Source organism: Flavobacterium sp. KH_001, assembly GCF_057840745.1.
The window spans coordinates 2,407,855-2,425,969 of record NZ_CM174520.1; the positions used below are offsets into that span (position 1 = coordinate 2,407,855).

Sequence of the window (18,115 nt, forward strand, 5' to 3'; positions counted from 1 at the left end):
CTCAAGAACAGTATCTTTAAAAACTCTAAATCAGACCTTTCAAATGAAAATACCAGAATTACGAATGAAAGCATTTTTATTTACCATTGTTCTTTTAATTAATTCATCATTTTTTTGTTTTGGAAGTAATTCCGATTTCAAAACCGATTCTTCAAAAACAAAAACTATTTCATTCAAAATAAAATTAAAATCAGCTGAAAAAGTTACAGTAAAAGCTGCTGCTTTAAAGTTCAACAAACATTTAGCCTATAGTTTTACAGTTGATGACGGTTATAGATCAGCTTATTTAACGGCTTTTCCATTATTTAATGGAGGAAAAATTAGCCCGCCAATGATTAACGAATGGAAAAACGATCAGGGTGGAGATGGAACAGTTTCAAAAGGACTTTTTTATTCAGATGGATTAGGGAATAAAATACCATTTAAATTAGGTTTGGCCATTAATGGAGGAGCGATCGGAGATTTACCGGCAAATCGCGGACATCTTTCCTGGTCAGAAGTAAAAGAAATGTACAATGCAGGCTGGGATATTTTTAATCACGGTTTTCATCATGCAACCAAACACGGCACTAATTTTTTGACGGAAGTGACGGAAAATACCACGTCAATACAACAAAATTTAGGGTTTACAATGTCACATTTTGTTGTTCCTGGCGGAGAAGGCGACCCAAAATATTATTTAGAATATGAAAAAAATGCTCTTGCAAATGGTTTACTTTCTGTAGCCTCTTTTGAAGGTATTCAGCCAATTATAAAAGTAGATTCAAAAGTAAATCTAGATAAAATGATTTACGCCAGAACTTTTGTCCAAAGCTCAAAAGATACTCTCAGTTTTAAAACTATGGATCATTTTTTATCTAGTTTGGATTCTATATCAAAATTACCAAATCCAATTTGGTATACAGCATTTACGCACGGAACTGGAAATGGAAATCTTTGGAATTTAAGCATGCGTTTTCCTGATTTCAAATATTGCATGACTACTATTGCCACCAAATATGGTGTAAAAGGAGACGATTCAATCTGGATGGCGCCTTGGCAGGAAGTTTACGAATATATCTGGCTTCGCGATCGAATTAAAATTCATTTTGAACAAAATAATAAGGAAGGTATTGTAACAATTGAACTTCCTGAAATTCCTGAAACCTTTCGTTACAAAGATATTTCATTAGCTGTTGATTCAAATTCAAAATTTGAAATTGAATCAAAGCAAACAGATTTTAAAATTACTGACGATGGAAAATCAAAACATAAACTGATTACAATTCAATTGAAATAAAAAGGGCTCTATTATTAGAGCCCTTTTTTTAATTAATTTCCTTTTCGTTGTCTTTAATAAAAGTATCGATATTTTTTAAATAAGGATCTACAACAATCAGTTGAGGTTTGGTTTTGAGTTTAATCTTTCCTTCGATCGTATTGCTTTTTGAATTGAAAGCGTAACAAAATAATTTTCCATTTTCGTCATAAATCCCAATATCTATTAAATCGTCATTCGGAATCAATTTTCGTTCTCCGATAGCATTTTCTCTATATTTTTTAGAATTAACTTTAAATGAAACTTCATAAAATCCATTCTTTTTTTGATTTTCAACGGATACTATTTTTGACGAATACGTGATAATCTTCTTGAACATTTCATCTAATTTCCAATGCAATTTAGGATCTGTTACAGCATAAATCTCCTTTAATAAATTTTCAGAATCGGGGCTTTGATTCGGATATTTATAATGATTCAGAAAATTTTTCAAAGCCTGGTTCACTTTTTCTTCTCCAATTAAAAGTCGCAATTGATGCATAACAAGCATTCCTTTGTCGTACGGTAAATGAGGTGTTTCGTAATTTGTTTTATAAAGAGAAGTTTCCCGATCGTAGCTTCTGGCGCTTAAATATAGATCTAAATGAATTTTTAAGGTTTGTAAAGCTTTCTCTAAACCGTGTTCTTTTTCATATAACATCAACTCGGTATATTGTGCTAAAGTTTCGGTCAAAATCCAGCTTCCTTCTTTTTGTTCCGGCGCAATCTGGGAATTTCCCCACCATTCGTGCGATAGTTCGTGTGCCGTCAATTGGTTGATAACATCTTCTTTATTTATATTCGACAAATCGCTGTAAAAACCAAAATTCTCTTTCATAAAAACCGTTGATGGATAAGAAGTCGCAGCAAATCCATCGGCGAAAGCGGAGACTTCGGCATAACGTATAGTTTTATAAGGATATTTTCCAAAATTGGTTTGGCAATAATCTATCGTGTTTTGTATACCGCTGATCAGCTTTTTAATATTTCGGGAATGTCTTTTGTTGTAATAAACTTCAATAGAAATTCCTTTATAAAGGATTTTTTTAATTTGATATTCCGCGGAAGCGAAAGCAAAACGAAACGGAATTTTTCGATTTGATTTGTAATGAAAATAATTGCGATCGCCTTTTTTCCATTTTCCAATTAAATCTCCCACACCAATTGCGGTTTGTTTTTTTGAAGTTGAAACAATTGCATCATAATCAATAAAATCATGCGGAATTATCGTTTTATCCTCTAATTTTTTAAGCGGAGTCTGAGCTGGTAAATGTCTTTTTTCACGTTCTTTTTTGCTTTCAATTTCGTTCGAAACCTGATAACCAAAAGTTGGAAAATAACGGCTGATTCGCATGAAAGAACCATTTTCGATTATAGAATTAAAAGCCGTATGTCCTTTAAACGGCGACCAGGTTGAGGTAAATGAAAAGTTCATTTTTAATTTCTGATGCCGTTTCAAAGGTTTTCTTAAGCGATACCAATAATGGTTAAAGTTTGAAACATCTTGTAATTTTTCTGCATTCTGAATTTTAATAGAAGTCAGTTTCGAATTTCGATCGATATATAGGAGTAAACTATCAATTGCTTTTTCTGAATTATTGATTAATTCATACGATCCCGAAACTTCATAGCGATTTTCTTCTGGAAATAAATCTACCGTACTCTTCACAGACGTGATGGTTGGCTGTGCTAAAGGAGCATATTTTTTAAGGCTCAGCTCGTATTGTTCGCTCCAATTATTTTGATCTTCTTGGGTTATATAGGGATATTCAATATTTGTTTTGTAAAAAAGGTAACTTCCAAAACCAATAAAAAGAAGAATTCCCAAAATGAAAATTGATTTTTGAATCGCATTAAATGAATTTTGGCGAAATGATTGCGAAATCGAACTATTTCGTTTCCATAGAATAGAAGTAGAGACTATTAGAATTAATGCTAGCCCAATGTTGTATAACATCGAAATGTGAAACGAAAAAGTATATTTTCCAAAACCATTCAAATCAAAATATTCTCTTTTATAGGCATCACCAAATCTCAGTAAAGGATGTGAAATTCCTAATTGATCCCCAATTCCGGAGCTAATTAAAACAACCGTAAGTGTTGCAACTGAAAGTCCTAAATATTTGTTTTTAATGAGAGTTTGAATAAAAACAACTAAAATCGAAATCAGTAAAATGGGAAGTCCGAGATAATACAGCATCGAAAAGTATAACCCAAATTCTATTGGAGCATTTGCATTAATGATTTGAAAACTACATCCTATTAAAATAGAAACGCCAATGATAATTAGTGCAATAGAGAAAATTGAAATCAATTTTGCTATCAAAACCATTATTTGTGAATATGGCGTTGTGTTTTCGAGCATATCAAATTTTGAATTCTCGCTTCTGTTTACTAATTCGCTGCTGTAAAAAAGAATTATCAAGATTAAAATGAAAGGCAAACGATCCATTATCGTACTGATCATTAAAGCGGTATTGGTTATATTTTCGGCTAACCGAATTCCGCCATCAATTTCATCTGAAATTTCAATTAATAAGAGTCCGGAAAATAAAAGGAGAATCAGTATAAATGGAATTCCTTTTACAATCAAAAAGATATCCATTTTGATATTGCTTTGCAAAACAGCAATATTATGTTTGAAACTTCTAAATTCTATTTGTTTTGGTGCTTCCGCAGAAAAAGAAATGCTGCCAAATTCTACTTTTTTGGACTTGCTTTTTTTGGTTTTCGATTTTCTAAAGGAAAAAACTTTATAAGAAATAAAGACTAAAAGAAGAGAAATACCCAGCCATAGTATTCGGTTGAATAAAAAATTACCAGTCAATAAAAGCAAATTGTTGTTCTTTTCAATAGACGTCCAATATCTTGTTTGTTCTAAAAAAGCCGCTAAACCAAAAGGATCTATTTTTGCAGCAAAAGACATTTGCGTGGCTGATGATGGAGAAGCATTCGCAAAAATAGGAGAGTTAGAAAACAAAGATCCTGCAATATATAAGATGTAAATTAAGAAGCCACCAACATAGATCATCAATTTGCTTCGCGTTGTCCACGCCAGAGCGGTTAATATCGAAAGGCATAGAAAAATATTGGGTAAAACAATTATAAGGTAAGGCCAGAAATAGTTGATTAGTTCGAAAGAACCAATTTCGTCTTTTGAAAGCCATGACATTTGATGTCCAAATAGCATTCCAAGAATAAACATCAAAAAGGAAAGTGAAGCAATAGCAAAGGCGATAGTAAATTTACTTGCCAAATAATTGAATTTTGAAATTGGAGTTGTGAAAATAATGGCATCAAATTTAGTTTCGTATTCTTTCAAAAAACTTTGTGCAACTTGTATGGTAATCGAAAATATGATGGTCAATGAAATTAGGCCTATTGCGTATGTTAAAACATAAGGACTATTTTTATAAGCCCCAGAAAAAGAGAAATTGGCAAAAGCACTTACAAAAAAGCCAAATATCAGAAACAGTATAAAAGCAGCATAAAAAGTCCAGTTTCTGGTATTGTTATGCCATTCAAATTGAAGTAATTTAGAAAACATAGGACTATTTTTTAAGTTGATCTTGAGATAAAACATTGAAATAAACGTCGCTTAAATCAGGAGAAATTAAATCGAATCCGGAATCAGGACGCTGATGGGAGAAAACATGAATATTAAGTTTTCCAGAATTCAAATGAGATGAAATGATGTTGAAGTTGTTTTTATAGTCCTTCAATTCATTTTTATGAATCGCTTTCATCCAGATTTGGTCTTTTAAAGAATCGACAGCATCATTCGGATTTCCTTCTAAAATCAATTTCCCGTTCGCGATTATGGCCATTTTAGTGCATAAATCACGTACGTCTTCAACAATATGAGTGGATAAAAGCACAATAATACTTTCGCCAATTTCACTTAAAAGGTTATTAAAACGGTTTCTTTCTTCAGGATCAAGTCCGGCGGTTGGTTCATCGACAATAATAATTTTGGGATTTCCCAACAAAGCCTGTGCAATTCCAAAGCGCTGACGCATTCCGCCAGAAAAAGAATGCACTGCTTTGTCTTTATGTTGAAGTAAATTGGTCTGATTTAATAAATTTAAAATCTGGTCATGTCTTTCTTTTTTGTTGACAATACCTTTTAGAATGGCCAAATGATCCAATAGACGATAAGCAGAGATTTTTGGATAAACGCCAAATTCCTGCGGAAGATAACCTAGGTTTTCCCGAATAAACATGGGATTTTCCAGAATATTGATTCCGTTAAATTCAATTATTCCAGATGTTGGTTCCTGTAAAGCAGCGATAGTTCGCATCAAAGTAGATTTTCCTGCGCCGTTTGGACCCAGCAATCCAAACATTCCATTCCCGATTTCAAGCGATAAATTGTCAATTGCCTTAACACCGTTCTCGTAAGTTTTACTGAGATTTTTGATTGATAAACTGTTCATTTTGTGATTGATTTAGATGATTATATAATGATGATTTTGAAAAAAATAGGCAATAGAATGCCAGTCGGCCTATAAAAGCCGATTTTTATGTCAATAAGATTTAGATTTAAAAGAGCGCTATTCGCTTACATACTCCAGAATATCGCCAGGCTGGCAGTCCAAAATTTTACAAATGGCTTCCAGGGTATCAAATCTGATTCCTTTCGCTTTTCCAGTTTTAAGTATCGATAAATTAGCAGGAGTGATTTCAAGTTTTTCTGCCAATTCTTTACTTTGCATCTTGCGTTTGGCAAGCATTACATCAACATTTACAATTATTGGCATAGTTATATAAATAAGTCTTGTTCGTTCTGAAGGTTTAACCCCTGTTTGAAAATTGCTGCAAGAAAGTAAGCGAAAACACCAAGCATTCCGTGCAGTACGATAAAAATTGAAACTTCATTATCTAACGGTACAAAAAAGAAAGCAATTAATAGCACAATACTTGGGATAAGCAAATTCGATAAATAAAAACGCCTTAAATGCTGGATACCATTTTGAGTGAATAATTTAGGCTGGTAAAAAAGCTTAAAAACATTACTACTTAACAAAAAGAAAAGTCCATAAAGACTCAGAGGAGCTAAAAAATCAAAAAGGATATACGGAAGATTATAATCACCAAGCATTACCGGATGCGTAGTAAACGGATAACAAACCTGAAAATATTTCCCACCGTCTTTAAAGGTCAGGCTCCAGCCTGTAATTAAGGTTAGAAGAGAGTAGCTTGCCAGTCCAAAATATACAACAGACAAAAATCGGGTAAAATAAAATAAAACTCTGGAAACGATATGAGTGGTTTTCATTTAATTAAAAGTTAGAATGATATCGCAAATGTATAATTAATTATCGTAAAACAATAATTAATTATCATTTTTTGTATTTTTTTGTCACGCAGAAAATATTATAATTCTCTTAACACTGCAAAATAAAAGGCATCAGTATAAATGAAGTAATTTTGTATAAAGTAAAAAATATATGAAAAAACCAATTTCAATCTCCATATTAGAACTCGCTATTATTACTCAGGATAGCAACGCCACTGAAACATTTCAAAAAACAAAAGACATAGCGCAGTTGGCTGATAATTTAGGTTATAAGCGTTTTTGGCTGGCTGAACATCATAATATGGCACACGTTGCGAGTACGGCAACAGTTGTTTTAATAGGATATATTGCAGGTCATACTAAAAATATCCGTGTTGGTTCTGGCGGAATAATGTTACCTAATCATTCTCCTTTAGTAGTAGCAGAACAATTTGGAACCTTGGAAACGCTTTATCCAAACCGAATCGATTTAGGTTTAGGGAGAGCGCCTGGTACAGATCAGCCCACTGCCGAAGCCATTCGAAAAGACTTTTTTGAGCAGGCGCAAAGATTCCCTCAAAATGTAACCAAGCTTCAGGATTATTTTTCTGAAGAGAATGCGACAGCAAAAGTTCGCGCTTTTCCAGCCGAAGGTAAAAACATCCCCATCTGGATTTTAGGTTCAAGTATGGAAAGTGCTGCCTTGGCCGCTGCTTATGGATTGCCGTATGCGTTTGCCGGACATTTTGCACCACGACAAATGATTCAGGCATTTGAATTCTATCGCGAAAATTTCCAGCCGTCAACGGTTTTAGACAAACCAAAAACAATGGCCTGCGTTAATATCATTGCAGCAGATACAAATGAAGAGGCTGAATTACTTTCAACCAGTTTGTATCAAATGTTTCTAAACTTAATTCGCGGCGATAGAAAAGGTCTGCAGCCGCCGGTTCCGTCATTGGATGATATCATGGGCGAAGAAGAACGTTTCCATGTCAATCAAATGACCGCTTGTACGTTCACAGGAAATAAAGAGCAATTAGAAATCGATCTTAAAAAGTTTATTAACTACGCTCAAATAGATGAACTAATGGTTACAAGTCCAATCTATGATCATCAGGCAAAGCTAAAAAGTATACAAATTACCAAAGAAGTTATTGATAGTTTAAATAGTATACATATATAAGTACATTTTTCTACTATTATATATAAGGTACATTTTAGATCGACCCGACAGTTTTACAAAAGCTGTCGGGTTTGTTTTTATACATATATATAAGGACGAGTTATACTATAATATACAAAGAGTAATGAATGAGTCAGCTGAGGGTAGCGAAAGCCTTTTCAGATTTGGAATTTATTTTTTAATCAGGAGCTATTTCCCGCTATCCGTTTCAATCTTTTGCTTTTTAAAGAAAAAAGCAAAAGGATTTCCACTTCTATCGGGGCTAGGGGAGCTGTTTCCAGAAGAAGATAATCGTTTTCCGGAAGAAAGAAGAAGACTTCCCGCTATATTATTTTCATAAGAACCCGGGAAAACAAAGAAAAACCCAGCTTTGAGCATTTTTTTCAAAAGCAGGTAAACCCAATAAAAGGGAAGAATTAAAACTTTGCGCCTTGGTGCCTTTGTGGCAAAACCACCCAAAACAGGCAAATCCAGCCAAAACCCAGAAAACGCTAAAAAAACTTTGTAGTATAAAAACCGTTATACCAGTGACTTATAAAAAAGATTGAAATTATATAATAAAAAGGCTTGCAAATGTAAATAAAGGTGCTACTTTTGCACCCGCAACAGCGATAGACGTTCACTGAAATACTGACAAGCATACGAATTAATACTGAAAAAATATTTTCAAAAAAAGATTCAAAAAAGCTTGTGAGATTTGAAAACGGATGTTACATTTGCACCCCGCAAAACACGGAAAGTTCATTGATAGATTGGTAAATAAGAAGAGGAAATTGAAACGAAAATTTTTCAAAAAAAACTTCAAAAAACATTTGCCAGTTAGAAATAAGTTTTCTACTTTTGCACCCGCTTTGAGAGACAAGCGAAACAAGATTGAAAGACACGTTCGTAGACATATTGAATTGACAGCCGCTTTAACAGAGATGTTAGAGCAAAAGAATAAAGAGTAAGATAATCGAGAGATTTATAAAAGAACCGATAGAGACTGATTCGAATAATAATTAGTTCTGATTTATTAGAACAAACAATATACGATGAAGAGTTTGATCCTGGCTCAGGATGAACGCTAGCGGCAGGCTTAACACATGCAAGTCGAGGGGTATAGTTCTTCGGAACTAGAGACCGGCGCACGGGTGCGTAACGCGTATGCAATCTACCTTTTACAGAGGGATAGCCCAGAGAAATTTGGATTAATACCTCATAGTATTACGAAATGGCATCATTTTGTAATTAAAGTCACAACGGTAAAAGATGAGCATGCGTCCCATTAGCTAGTTGGTAAGGTAACGGCTTACCAAGGCTACGATGGGTAGGGGTCCTGAGAGGGAGATCCCCCACACTGGTACTGAGACACGGACCAGACTCCTACGGGAGGCAGCAGTGAGGAATATTGGACAATGGGCGCAAGCCTGATCCAGCCATGCCGCGTGCAGGATGACGGTCCTATGGATTGTAAACTGCTTTTATACGAGAAGAAACACTACTTCGTGAAGTAGCTTGACGGTATCGTAAGAATAAGGATCGGCTAACTCCGTGCCAGCAGCCGCGGTAATACGGAGGATCCAAGCGTTATCCGGAATCATTGGGTTTAAAGGGTCCGTAGGCGGTTTAATAAGTCAGTGGTGAAAGCCCATCGCTCAACGGTGGAACGGCCATTGATACTGTTAAACTTGAATTATTAGGAAGTAACTAGAATATGTAGTGTAGCGGTGAAATGCTTAGAGATTACATGGAATACCAATTGCGAAGGCAGGTTACTACTAATGGATTGACGCTGATGGACGAAAGCGTGGGTAGCGAACAGGATTAGATACCCTGGTAGTCCACGCCGTAAACGATGGATACTAGCTGTTGGAAGCAATTTCAGTGGCTAAGCGAAAGTGATAAGTATCCCACCTGGGGAGTACGTTCGCAAGAATGAAACTCAAAGGAATTGACGGGGGCCCGCACAAGCGGTGGAGCATGTGGTTTAATTCGATGATACGCGAGGAACCTTACCAAGGCTTAAATGTAGATTGACCGGTTTGGAAACAGATCTTTCGCAAGACAATTTACAAGGTGCTGCATGGTTGTCGTCAGCTCGTGCCGTGAGGTGTCAGGTTAAGTCCTATAACGAGCGCAACCCCTGTTGTTAGTTGCCAGCGAGTCATGTCGGGAACTCTAACAAGACTGCCAGTGCAAACTGTGAGGAAGGTGGGGATGACGTCAAATCATCACGGCCCTTACGCCTTGGGCTACACACGTGCTACAATGGCCGGTACAGAGAGCAGCCACTGGGCGACCAGGAGCGAATCTATAAAACCGGTCACAGTTCGGATCGGAGTCTGCAACTCGACTCCGTGAAGCTGGAATCGCTAGTAATCGGATATCAGCCATGATCCGGTGAATACGTTCCCGGGCCTTGTACACACCGCCCGTCAAGCCATGGAAGCTGGGGGTGCCTGAAGTCGGTGACCGCAAGGAGCTGCCTAGGGTAAAACTGGTAACTAGGGCTAAGTCGTAACAAGGTAGCCGTACCGGAAGGTGCGGCTGGAACACCTCCTTTCTAGAGCCCCAATTGTTAGTATTAATACACGATGGGGAAAAAAGAAGAAGCTTTATAGGTTTTTAATTTTAAGACTATTTTACTCTTGCTGTTAGTTCAAATAATAAATTTTAAGTAAAACAGAGTCTCGTAGCTCAGCTGGTTAGAGTACTACACTGATAATGTAGGGGTCGGCAGTTCGAGTCTGCCCGGGACTACTATTTAACTTAAAAAAAGGAAATTCTGGAAGTTGGAATTCACCAAAAGAAATTAGAGAAGAATTAAGAAATCTAAAATCTGAATTCTACAATCTAAGATTGAAAAATGGGGGATTAGCTCAGCTGGCTAGAGCGCCTGCCTTGCACGCAGGAGGTCAACGGTTCGACTCCGTTATTCTCCACTGATTTACTGTGAAGATAGTAAATAAAAGTTCATTGACATATTGAGATAAGAAAATAATAAAAAGTAGAAAGCGTTTTTTACTATTTATAGTAGAAAACAAAAAAAAACGGTCTTAATTAAATTTAAGATTGGTACAATAAGCAAAATAAGGGCGTATGGGGGATGCCTTGGCTCTCAGAGGCGATGAAAGGCGTGATAAGCTGCGAAAAGCTACGGGGATCGGCACACACGAATTGATCCGTAGATACCTGAATGGGGCAACCCACTATGTTGAAGACATAGTACACCGATAGGTGGGCAAACCCGCTGAACTGAAACATCTAAGTAGGCGGAGGAGAAGAAAACAAAAGTGATTCCGTAAGTAGTGGCGAGCGAACGCGGATTAGCCCAAACCAATGATGTTACGGCATTGTTGGGGTTGTAGGACCACGACATTTTATGTACAAGGAACCGGAAGTTACTGGAAAGTGACACCATAGAGGGTGATAGTCCCGTATGGGTAACGAGTATAATAGATAGTGGTATCCTGAGTAGGGCGGGGCACGTGAAACCCTGTCTGAATTTGGCGGGACCATCCGCTAAGGCTAAATACTCCTGAGAGACCGATAGTGAACCAGTACCGTGAGGGAAAGGTGAAAAGAACCGTGAATAACGGAGTGAAATAGATCCTGAAACCATACGCTTACAAGCGGTCGGAGCCCTTTCGTGGGGTGACGGCGTGCCTTTTGCATAATGAGCCTACGAGTTAACGTTGCTGGCAAGGTTAAGTGGTTAAGCCACGGATCCGTAGCGAAAGCGAGTCTGAATAGGGCGCTTTAGTCAGTAGTGTTAGACGCGAAACCGTGTGATCTACCCATGGGCAGGATGAAGCTGTGGTAACACACAGTGGAGGTCCGAACCGGTTGACGTTGAAAAGTCTTCGGATGACCTGTGGGTAGGGGTGAAAGGCCAATCAAACTCGGAAATAGCTCGTACTCCCCGAAATGCATTTAGGTGCAGCGCTGAATTTAAGTTATATAGAGGTAGAGCTACTGATTGGATGCGGGGGCTTCACCGCCTACCAATTCCTGACAAACTCCGAATGCTATATAATGTTTCTCAGCAGTGAGGGCTTGGGTGCTAAGGTCCAAGTCCGAGAGGGAAAGAACCCAGACCATCAGCTAAGGTCCCCAAATATACGCTAAGTTGAAAGAACGAGGTTTGTCTGCCCAGACAGCTAGGATGTTGGCTTGGAAGCAGCCATTCATTTAAAGAGTGCGTAACAGCTCACTAGTCGAGCGGACGAGCATGGATAATAATCGGGCATAAGCGTATTACCGAAGCTATGGATTTACAGTTTACTGTAAGTGGTAGGGGAGCATTCCAGCAGGGTTGAAGGTGTATCGTAAGGTATGCTGGACTGGCTGGAAAAGAAAATGTAGGCATAAGTAACGATAATGCGGGCGAGAAACCCGCACACCGAAAAACTAAGGTTTCCACAGCTATGCTAATCAGCTGTGGGTTAGTCTGGTCCTAAGGCGAACCCGAAAGGGACAGTCGATGGCTAACGGGTTAATATTCCCGTACTACTAATTACTGTGATGGGGTGACGGAGTGATGAAAGCGCCGCGAACTGACGGAATAGTTCGTTGAAGTACCTACCTATAAGATCTGCAGGCAAATCCACAGATCTTGGGGAAATACGATAGTACTCGGAGTCTTCGGACAAAGAGATAGTGCGCCTAAGGGCTTCCAAGAAAAACCTCTAAACTTCAGGTAATTAGTACCAGTACCGTAAACCGACACAGGTAGTTGAGGAGAGAATCCTAAGGTGCTCGAGAGATTCATGGCTAAGGAATTAGGCAAAATAGACCTGTAACTTCGGGAGAAAGGTCGCCAGCGCAAGCTGGCCGCAGTGAAGAGGTCCAGGCGACTGTTTATCAAAAACACAGGGCTCTGCAAAATCGTAAGATGAAGTATAGGGCCTGACACCTGCCCGGTGCTGGAAGGTTAAGAGGAGATGTTATCTTCGGAGAAGCATTGAATTGAAGCCCCAGTAAACGGCGGCCGTAACTATAACGGTCCTAAGGTAGCGAAATTCCTTGTCGGGTAAGTTCCGACCTGCACGAATGGTGTAACGATCTGGACACTGTCTCAGCCATGAGCTCGGTGAAATTGTAGTAACGGTGAAGATGCCGTTTACCCGCAGTGGGACGAAAAGACCCTGTGCACCTTTACTATAGCTTAGTATTGACCTTGGATAAATGATGTGTAGGATAGGTTGGAGACTGTGAAGTGGCGTCGCCAGGCGTTGTGGAGTCATTGTTGAAATACAACCCTTTGTTTATCTGAGGCCTAACCCCATATTGTGGGGGACATTGCTTGGTGGGTAGTTTGACTGGGGTGGTCGCCTCCAAAAGAGTAACGGAGGCTTCTAAAGGTTCCCTCAGTACGCTTGGTAACCGTGCGTAGAGTGCAATGGCATAAGGGAGCTTGACTGAGAGACATACAGGTCGATCAGGTACGAAAGTAGAGCATAGTGATCCGGTGGTTCCGCATGGAAGGGCCATCGCTCAAAGGATAAAAGGTACGCCGGGGATAACAGGCTGATCTCCCCCAAGAGCTCATATCGACGGGGGGGTTTGGCACCTCGATGTCGGCTCGTCACATCCTGGGGCTGGAGAAGGTCCCAAGGGTTGGGCTGTTCGCCCATTAAAGTGGCACGCGAGCTGGGTTCAGAACGTCGTGAGACAGTTCGGTCTCTATCTACTGTGGGCGTTAGAAATTTGAGTGGATCTGATTCTAGTACGAGAGGACCGAATTGGACAAACCTCTAGTGTATCTGTTGTCCCGCCAGGGGCACCGCAGAGTAGCTACGTTTGGAAGGGATAAGCGCTGAAAGCATATAAGCGCGAAACCCACCACAAGATGAGATTTCTTTTAAGGATCGTGGAAGATGACCACGTTGATAGGCTATAGATGTAAAGGCAGTAATGTCATAGTCGAGTAGTACTAATAATCCGTAAGCTTATGTACACCCTTTTCTCCCGACTCCGGTCGGGAGAAGAAACTTTCTAAATCAATACTTTTTTCTTTATCTCAGTATGTTAAGATATTGTGTAATGTTGATCAGCTAAAGCTGGTTACCCATTGCAAAACGACCTTAAGGTGGTTATTGCGGCGGGGCTCACCTCTTCCCATCCCGAACAGAGTAGTTAAGCCCGCCTGCGCAGATGGTACTGCAGTTATGTGGGAGAGTATGTCGTCGCCTTTCTTTTTAAAACCCTGTTTCTAACGAAACGGGGTTTTTTGTTTTACAATACTTTATGTTTTTACCGCAAACAAAGCAAAGGTTTTTATTATCGGTGTGTACAACACACCTGTTTAAGTTCGCAAAGCTGTGTTAATAGTTTTGCGAAGTTTGTGTAATCCTTTGCAAGCTTTGCGGTTAAATAGCAGTTGCTGTACCTGATTTCTTCTGAAAATAAAACTATGTAGTACTCTGGATTTGAATTTGGAATTTAAAAGTTGGAATTTCTTCTGAAAATTTAACTACTTGTTTCCAGTAAACCGCGTTAGGGATGGGAGCGGCATCCTTTTGCGATACCCTGAACCTCTTCCCAAACTGAAGCCACTATCGCAAAAGATATAGCGGACAGCCGGGCCCGTCGGGAAAAGCCAAAAAAAATCTTTTAATAAACGTTATTTTACTAAAAACTTTATTTATATAAAGTGTTTGCTTTCAGTGGTTAAGTGTTTTTTGAAAAATGTTTTTTTAATAATAATTTTTAAAATTTATTAGTATCAACATCTTTAATGAATGCGATTACTCCTTTCATAAATACTTGTTGATCATCCCACATTGCCAAATGACTTCCGTTTGGACAATATAAAAAGCGTCCTTTTTGAACTAATTTACTTTGTTCTTCCATAGCTTTCGGGTCCATAGTGTCGTATTTTGCACCAATCATTAAAGTTGGAGTTTCTATCTCTTTTAAACGATTTTTTATATCCCATTTCGCTAAACGTCCACTAATTCCGAATTCACTCGGCCCTTGCATCATAGTGTAAATCTCACCATTTGTATGTTTAATTGCCCTATTTAAACCATCTGGCCATTGTGCTAATCTGCATAAATGCTCTTTATAAAAATTTGGAATCAATAGTTCCATGTAACGAGGGTTTGAAAAATCTTTTTTAGCTTCCAATGCTCTGATTTCAGCAAGAATTTCTGGTTTCATTTGTTTTGCTAGTACTTCATCTGCATATTTGCCGTATTCTGGGGCACTTGCTACCATGTTTGAAATCAATAAGCCTTTAAGATTTTTTTGGTATTTTAATGCATATTCCATTGCCAAAATCCCTCCCCATGAATTTCCTAAGACATAAAAGTTATTATTGTCAGCTCCAATGGCTTTGCGAACTTGCTCAACCTCTTCTACAAATCGGTCAGTTGTCCATAAGCTACTATCTTTTGGCTGATCACTGTAGTAAGAACCGAGTTGATCATATTCGTAAAATTCAAATCCTTCACGTTGGAAAAAAGTTTCGAAGCATTCCATGTATTCATGTGTCATGGCTGGACCACCATGTAACAATAATATTTTTATTTTAGGATTATTTCCAAATCTTTTTGTCCAAACCTTAAATTCTCCAACTGGTGTCTTGATAGGAATCATTTGTACGCCAGCGGATTCAACGGCATTTTTGTGATTGTACATAAAATAATCCTGAAGTGTTTGTGATTTATTTTCTTTCTGACATGAAATGGTTAGAAGAAATATTGTTAGGAAAAGAATATAACGCATATTTTGTTGGTTTAAGGGGATGTTCGATTAATTAGATTTGTAACTAAATTACGAATTATATTTAAACTCTAAATAGCCTTAATTAATTGCTGTTTTACAATAAACCTTTCCTTAATAAAAACAAGCCCAAAAATATATATTATATATTTTTGGGCTTGTTTTATTGTTAACGATAACTACTATGCTTTACTGATTTTTTATGTTTTTAGCATGATTACTTTTGTTCAGTAATCGTAGAGCTATTAAGTTTGATCACTCTAATTCTTTTATTGGTGTTATCCGATAAAAAAATACGATCATTGAATTGGGCTATACTAACAACACTTCCAAAAGGATTTGCTCCCATAATATCATTAGCATTAATCCTTGGCGAATAATTTTTATTCATAAATTCCTCTTTAGGGTAAAGACGCAGATAGTTTACGCTTCCAACATTTTCTGTTGTAATAGTCCAATTTTCACTAAAAGAAATTGCAATAGGTTTTGCATCAGAAAAAGGGGCAGTTGTCGGTTTGATTGGTTCGACTAATGAATTTGCTGCATTAGCCTTAATATTTGCAATGTTGTAATACAAATAGCTTTTTGCATCTCTTCCTGCAACGATCAAATTTCCTGAGACTACATCTAATGAATAGACTTGATCAAAACCGTTTAAGGTATTTAATTTGGCTATTGGTTTTAGATCCCAGTTACTGTTTTCTGTTATTTGTGATGTTTCAAAAACTTTTATAGAGGTTTCTTTTTCTTTAACAAATACTAGCCCGTCTTTTACCACAACGCCAAAAACGTGTACGAAGGTATTCCACCATTTTCCGTTTCCAACTGTACTAATTCCTGCAGTTGTACTTTCATCAAATACAAAAAGTCTTGAATCAACACTTCCTACATAAATTCTCCCATTATCAATAGATACAGAAGAAAGTTTAGTAAGTGCAATTGTGGTTGTGCCTTTAGTATAGTTTGAAATTGTTTTGATGTATTTTAAAGTTGTAGCATCAAAAATCTCTAATACATCACCATTACATATATATAATTTATTGTTGGCTACAGCAATACCTTTTGGGTCAAAAGTCCCAGTTCCGGCACCAATTTCGCTTGCTGTGATTACTGTTTCATCAGTAGGGTAATAATAGTTATACGTTGTACCGTTATTTTCTGAGTCAGAATCTTTGTTGCAACTGGTAATAAGGCAAAGTAATAGTAGTATTAAGGGTATTTTATTCATGCTTATTTTAGTTTTTAGTTCCATTTTCCTTCTCCTTTATATTTTATTAAAAATGGATTTTTTTGATCGATTGTAAAAACTGGCTTTTTATAGACACCTGTCACATAGTTTGTTTTTGCATACGTTTTGAGTATCTCAGGATCTGTGAATGGAAGATCGTTTAGATAGATCAAATACTTATAGAAGTGAGTTAGCATTTCCTGTTGCCCACCACCTTCACCACTGTTGGCTAAATTACTACTGTGGCTGTAACCACTGTGATGTGAATATTCATGTGACCAAACTGACATTTCTCCTTTCCAGTGACCGGTAACATAACCAGATTCCCATTGCGAGGCTAAAGCACCGCCTCCCCAGGCAGAACCTCCGCCAACCATGGCCATATTAAGTTGTCGTTTATCAATATAAGTGGTATAAGCTTGTTCGATTTGGGTTTTGGTTAAATAGTCATAAACACCATCAACGTCATCAGCATTTCCATGCCAGTTGAGTGCACCATTTATAGCAGTTCCTGCTGTTGCGGCTTGTTCTTTTTTATATCGGTCAAAATTCATAAAGGTGTCATAGTACAACGGATGACTAATGGCATATGAAAAATTAATAATCATAGTGATGGCTTCTTTCGCCAAAGCCGGATTCATCGGCAAATACTTGTTTGGATCATCTGCGGGATTATTTAAATGATAAGAATCGCTAAATTTAACCAAACGTGAAGATTTTATTTTTTTGAATTTTGCGAATAAGGGATCGCTTGATTCCACTGAAAACTCAATGCCTCCAGAAGAAAATCCTTCGATTTTGTCTATTGTAACAGGTTCTCCTGTTTCAGATAAATAATCGTTTTTACCTGTAGTTAAAGGGATTTTGTGAAAAGAGCGATGAAAAGCTGGAATTTTTGAAAAGGTATAAATTACAAATCGCTTATTGTAGTTGGGTAATTTAGCGTAAATTTTTACATCGCTAAGTCCAACAGGAGAGTACAACGATATTTGTACTGAATCTTTTCCTTTCTGTATAACTTGTAAAGGTTCATTTACTCTAAACCAACGATCATTATTATCGTACATTTTTGAAGAATTTTCTGTATCTTCAAACATTGTCATTGGTTTATTTCCAGAAGGTAAATTTGTGGCGTCAATACTTGCCGCATAATTTGGTTGGTAATTTGTCTCATCATCTCCATCTTCACAGCTAGTAAAAAAGAAGAAGTTTGCTAATAGCAAAATGCTAAAAAGCCATTTGTGGGCGTTCTTAATCATGTAGGTTAGTTTAAAATGTTTTTTTATTTTTTTGGGAAATATTTTTAAAAGACAAATGTCATAAAAATTATGTTAAATTAAAAATCGTTTAAAAACTAAAAAACACATATACCTACTTCATGAACTTTTTAGAGAAGATAATGTAATAATAGATTGG

Annotated in this window: 9 protein-coding genes, 2 tRNA genes and 3 rRNA genes; 7 read left to right on the forward strand and 7 right to left on the reverse strand. The window is 37.4% G+C overall.

Going from position 1 to position 18,115, the window contains the following annotated elements; all coding sequences use genetic code 11:
• Positions 1–43 precede the first annotated feature (43 nt).
• Complete coding sequence (locus AC3ITQ_RS10380; RefSeq protein WP_489238607.1) at positions 44–1,279, forward strand: polysaccharide deacetylase family protein; 1,236 nt, start codon at positions 44–46, stop codon at positions 1,277–1,279.
• A 28-nt stretch (positions 1,280–1,307) separates the two neighbouring features.
• Here AC3ITQ_RS10380 and AC3ITQ_RS10385 read toward each other — a convergent pair whose 3' ends face one another.
• The 4 genes from AC3ITQ_RS10385 to AC3ITQ_RS10400 all read right to left on the reverse strand — a co-directional run bounded on the left by AC3ITQ_RS10385 (position 1,308) and on the right by AC3ITQ_RS10400 (position 6,575).
• The gene (locus tag AC3ITQ_RS10385; RefSeq protein ID WP_489238609.1) at positions 1,308–4,844 is read right to left on the reverse strand and encodes an ABC transporter permease/M1 family aminopeptidase; all 3,537 of its coding nucleotides are present in this window, start codon (positions 4,842–4,844) and stop codon (positions 1,308–1,310) included.
• Between the two features lie 4 nt (positions 4,845–4,848).
• Complete coding sequence (locus tag AC3ITQ_RS10390) at positions 4,849–5,733, reverse strand: ABC transporter ATP-binding protein (protein ID WP_489238611.1); 885 nt, start codon at positions 5,731–5,733, stop codon at positions 4,849–4,851.
• Positions 5,734–5,850: 117 nt separating this feature from the next.
• A complete protein-coding gene (locus AC3ITQ_RS10395; RefSeq protein WP_072975024.1) occupies positions 5,851–6,057 on the reverse strand; it encodes a helix-turn-helix domain-containing protein in 207 nt (68 codons plus the stop codon).
• A 2-nt stretch (positions 6,058–6,059) separates the two neighbouring features.
• Positions 6,060–6,575 carry a DUF2975 domain-containing protein gene (locus AC3ITQ_RS10400; RefSeq protein ID WP_489238613.1) on the reverse strand — a complete coding sequence of 172 codons (516 nt, stop codon included), beginning with the start codon at positions 6,573–6,575 and terminating at the stop codon, positions 6,060–6,062.
• Between the two features lie 172 nt (positions 6,576–6,747).
• On the opposite strand from AC3ITQ_RS10400, the gene AC3ITQ_RS10405 reads away from it, so the two are divergent.
• From AC3ITQ_RS10405 to rrf, 6 genes are all read left to right on the forward strand, one after another.
• Positions 6,748–7,761, forward strand: coding sequence for an LLM class flavin-dependent oxidoreductase (locus tag AC3ITQ_RS10405; RefSeq protein ID WP_489238615.1), 1,014 nt, complete (start codon positions 6,748–6,750; stop codon positions 7,759–7,761).
• Positions 7,762–8,792: 1,031 nt separating this feature from the next.
• Positions 8,793–10,306 (forward strand): 16S ribosomal RNA (locus AC3ITQ_RS10410).
• Between the two features lie 123 nt (positions 10,307–10,429).
• Positions 10,430–10,503, forward strand: a tRNA-Ile gene (locus AC3ITQ_RS10415).
• 108 nt (positions 10,504–10,611) lie between these two features.
• Positions 10,612–10,685: transfer RNA gene (locus AC3ITQ_RS10420), tRNA-Ala, on the forward strand.
• A gap of 136 nt (positions 10,686–10,821) precedes the next feature.
• Positions 10,822–13,702, forward strand: a 23S ribosomal RNA gene (locus tag AC3ITQ_RS10425).
• A gap of 128 nt (positions 13,703–13,830) precedes the next feature.
• Positions 13,831–13,940, forward strand: a 5S ribosomal RNA gene (gene rrf, locus AC3ITQ_RS10430).
• The 16S, 23S and 5S rRNA genes sit together here with 2 tRNA genes alongside, the layout of an rRNA operon.
• A 514-nt stretch (positions 13,941–14,454) precedes the next feature.
• On the opposite strand, the gene AC3ITQ_RS10435 is transcribed toward rrf, so the two are convergent.
• From AC3ITQ_RS10435 to AC3ITQ_RS10445, 3 genes are all read right to left on the reverse strand, one after another.
• The gene (locus tag AC3ITQ_RS10435) at positions 14,455–15,474 is read right to left on the reverse strand and encodes a proline-specific peptidase family protein (RefSeq protein WP_489238617.1); all 1,020 of its coding nucleotides are present in this window, start codon (positions 15,472–15,474) and stop codon (positions 14,455–14,457) included.
• Between the two features lie 214 nt (positions 15,475–15,688).
• Entirely contained in the window at positions 15,689–16,699 is a 1,011-nt protein-coding gene (locus AC3ITQ_RS10440) for an NHL repeat-containing protein (RefSeq protein WP_489238619.1), read from the reverse strand.
• Between the two features lie 14 nt (positions 16,700–16,713).
• A complete protein-coding gene (locus tag AC3ITQ_RS10445) occupies positions 16,714–17,958 on the reverse strand; it encodes a hypothetical protein (RefSeq protein ID WP_489238621.1) in 1,245 nt (414 codons plus the stop codon).
• Positions 17,959–18,115 lie beyond the last annotated feature (157 nt).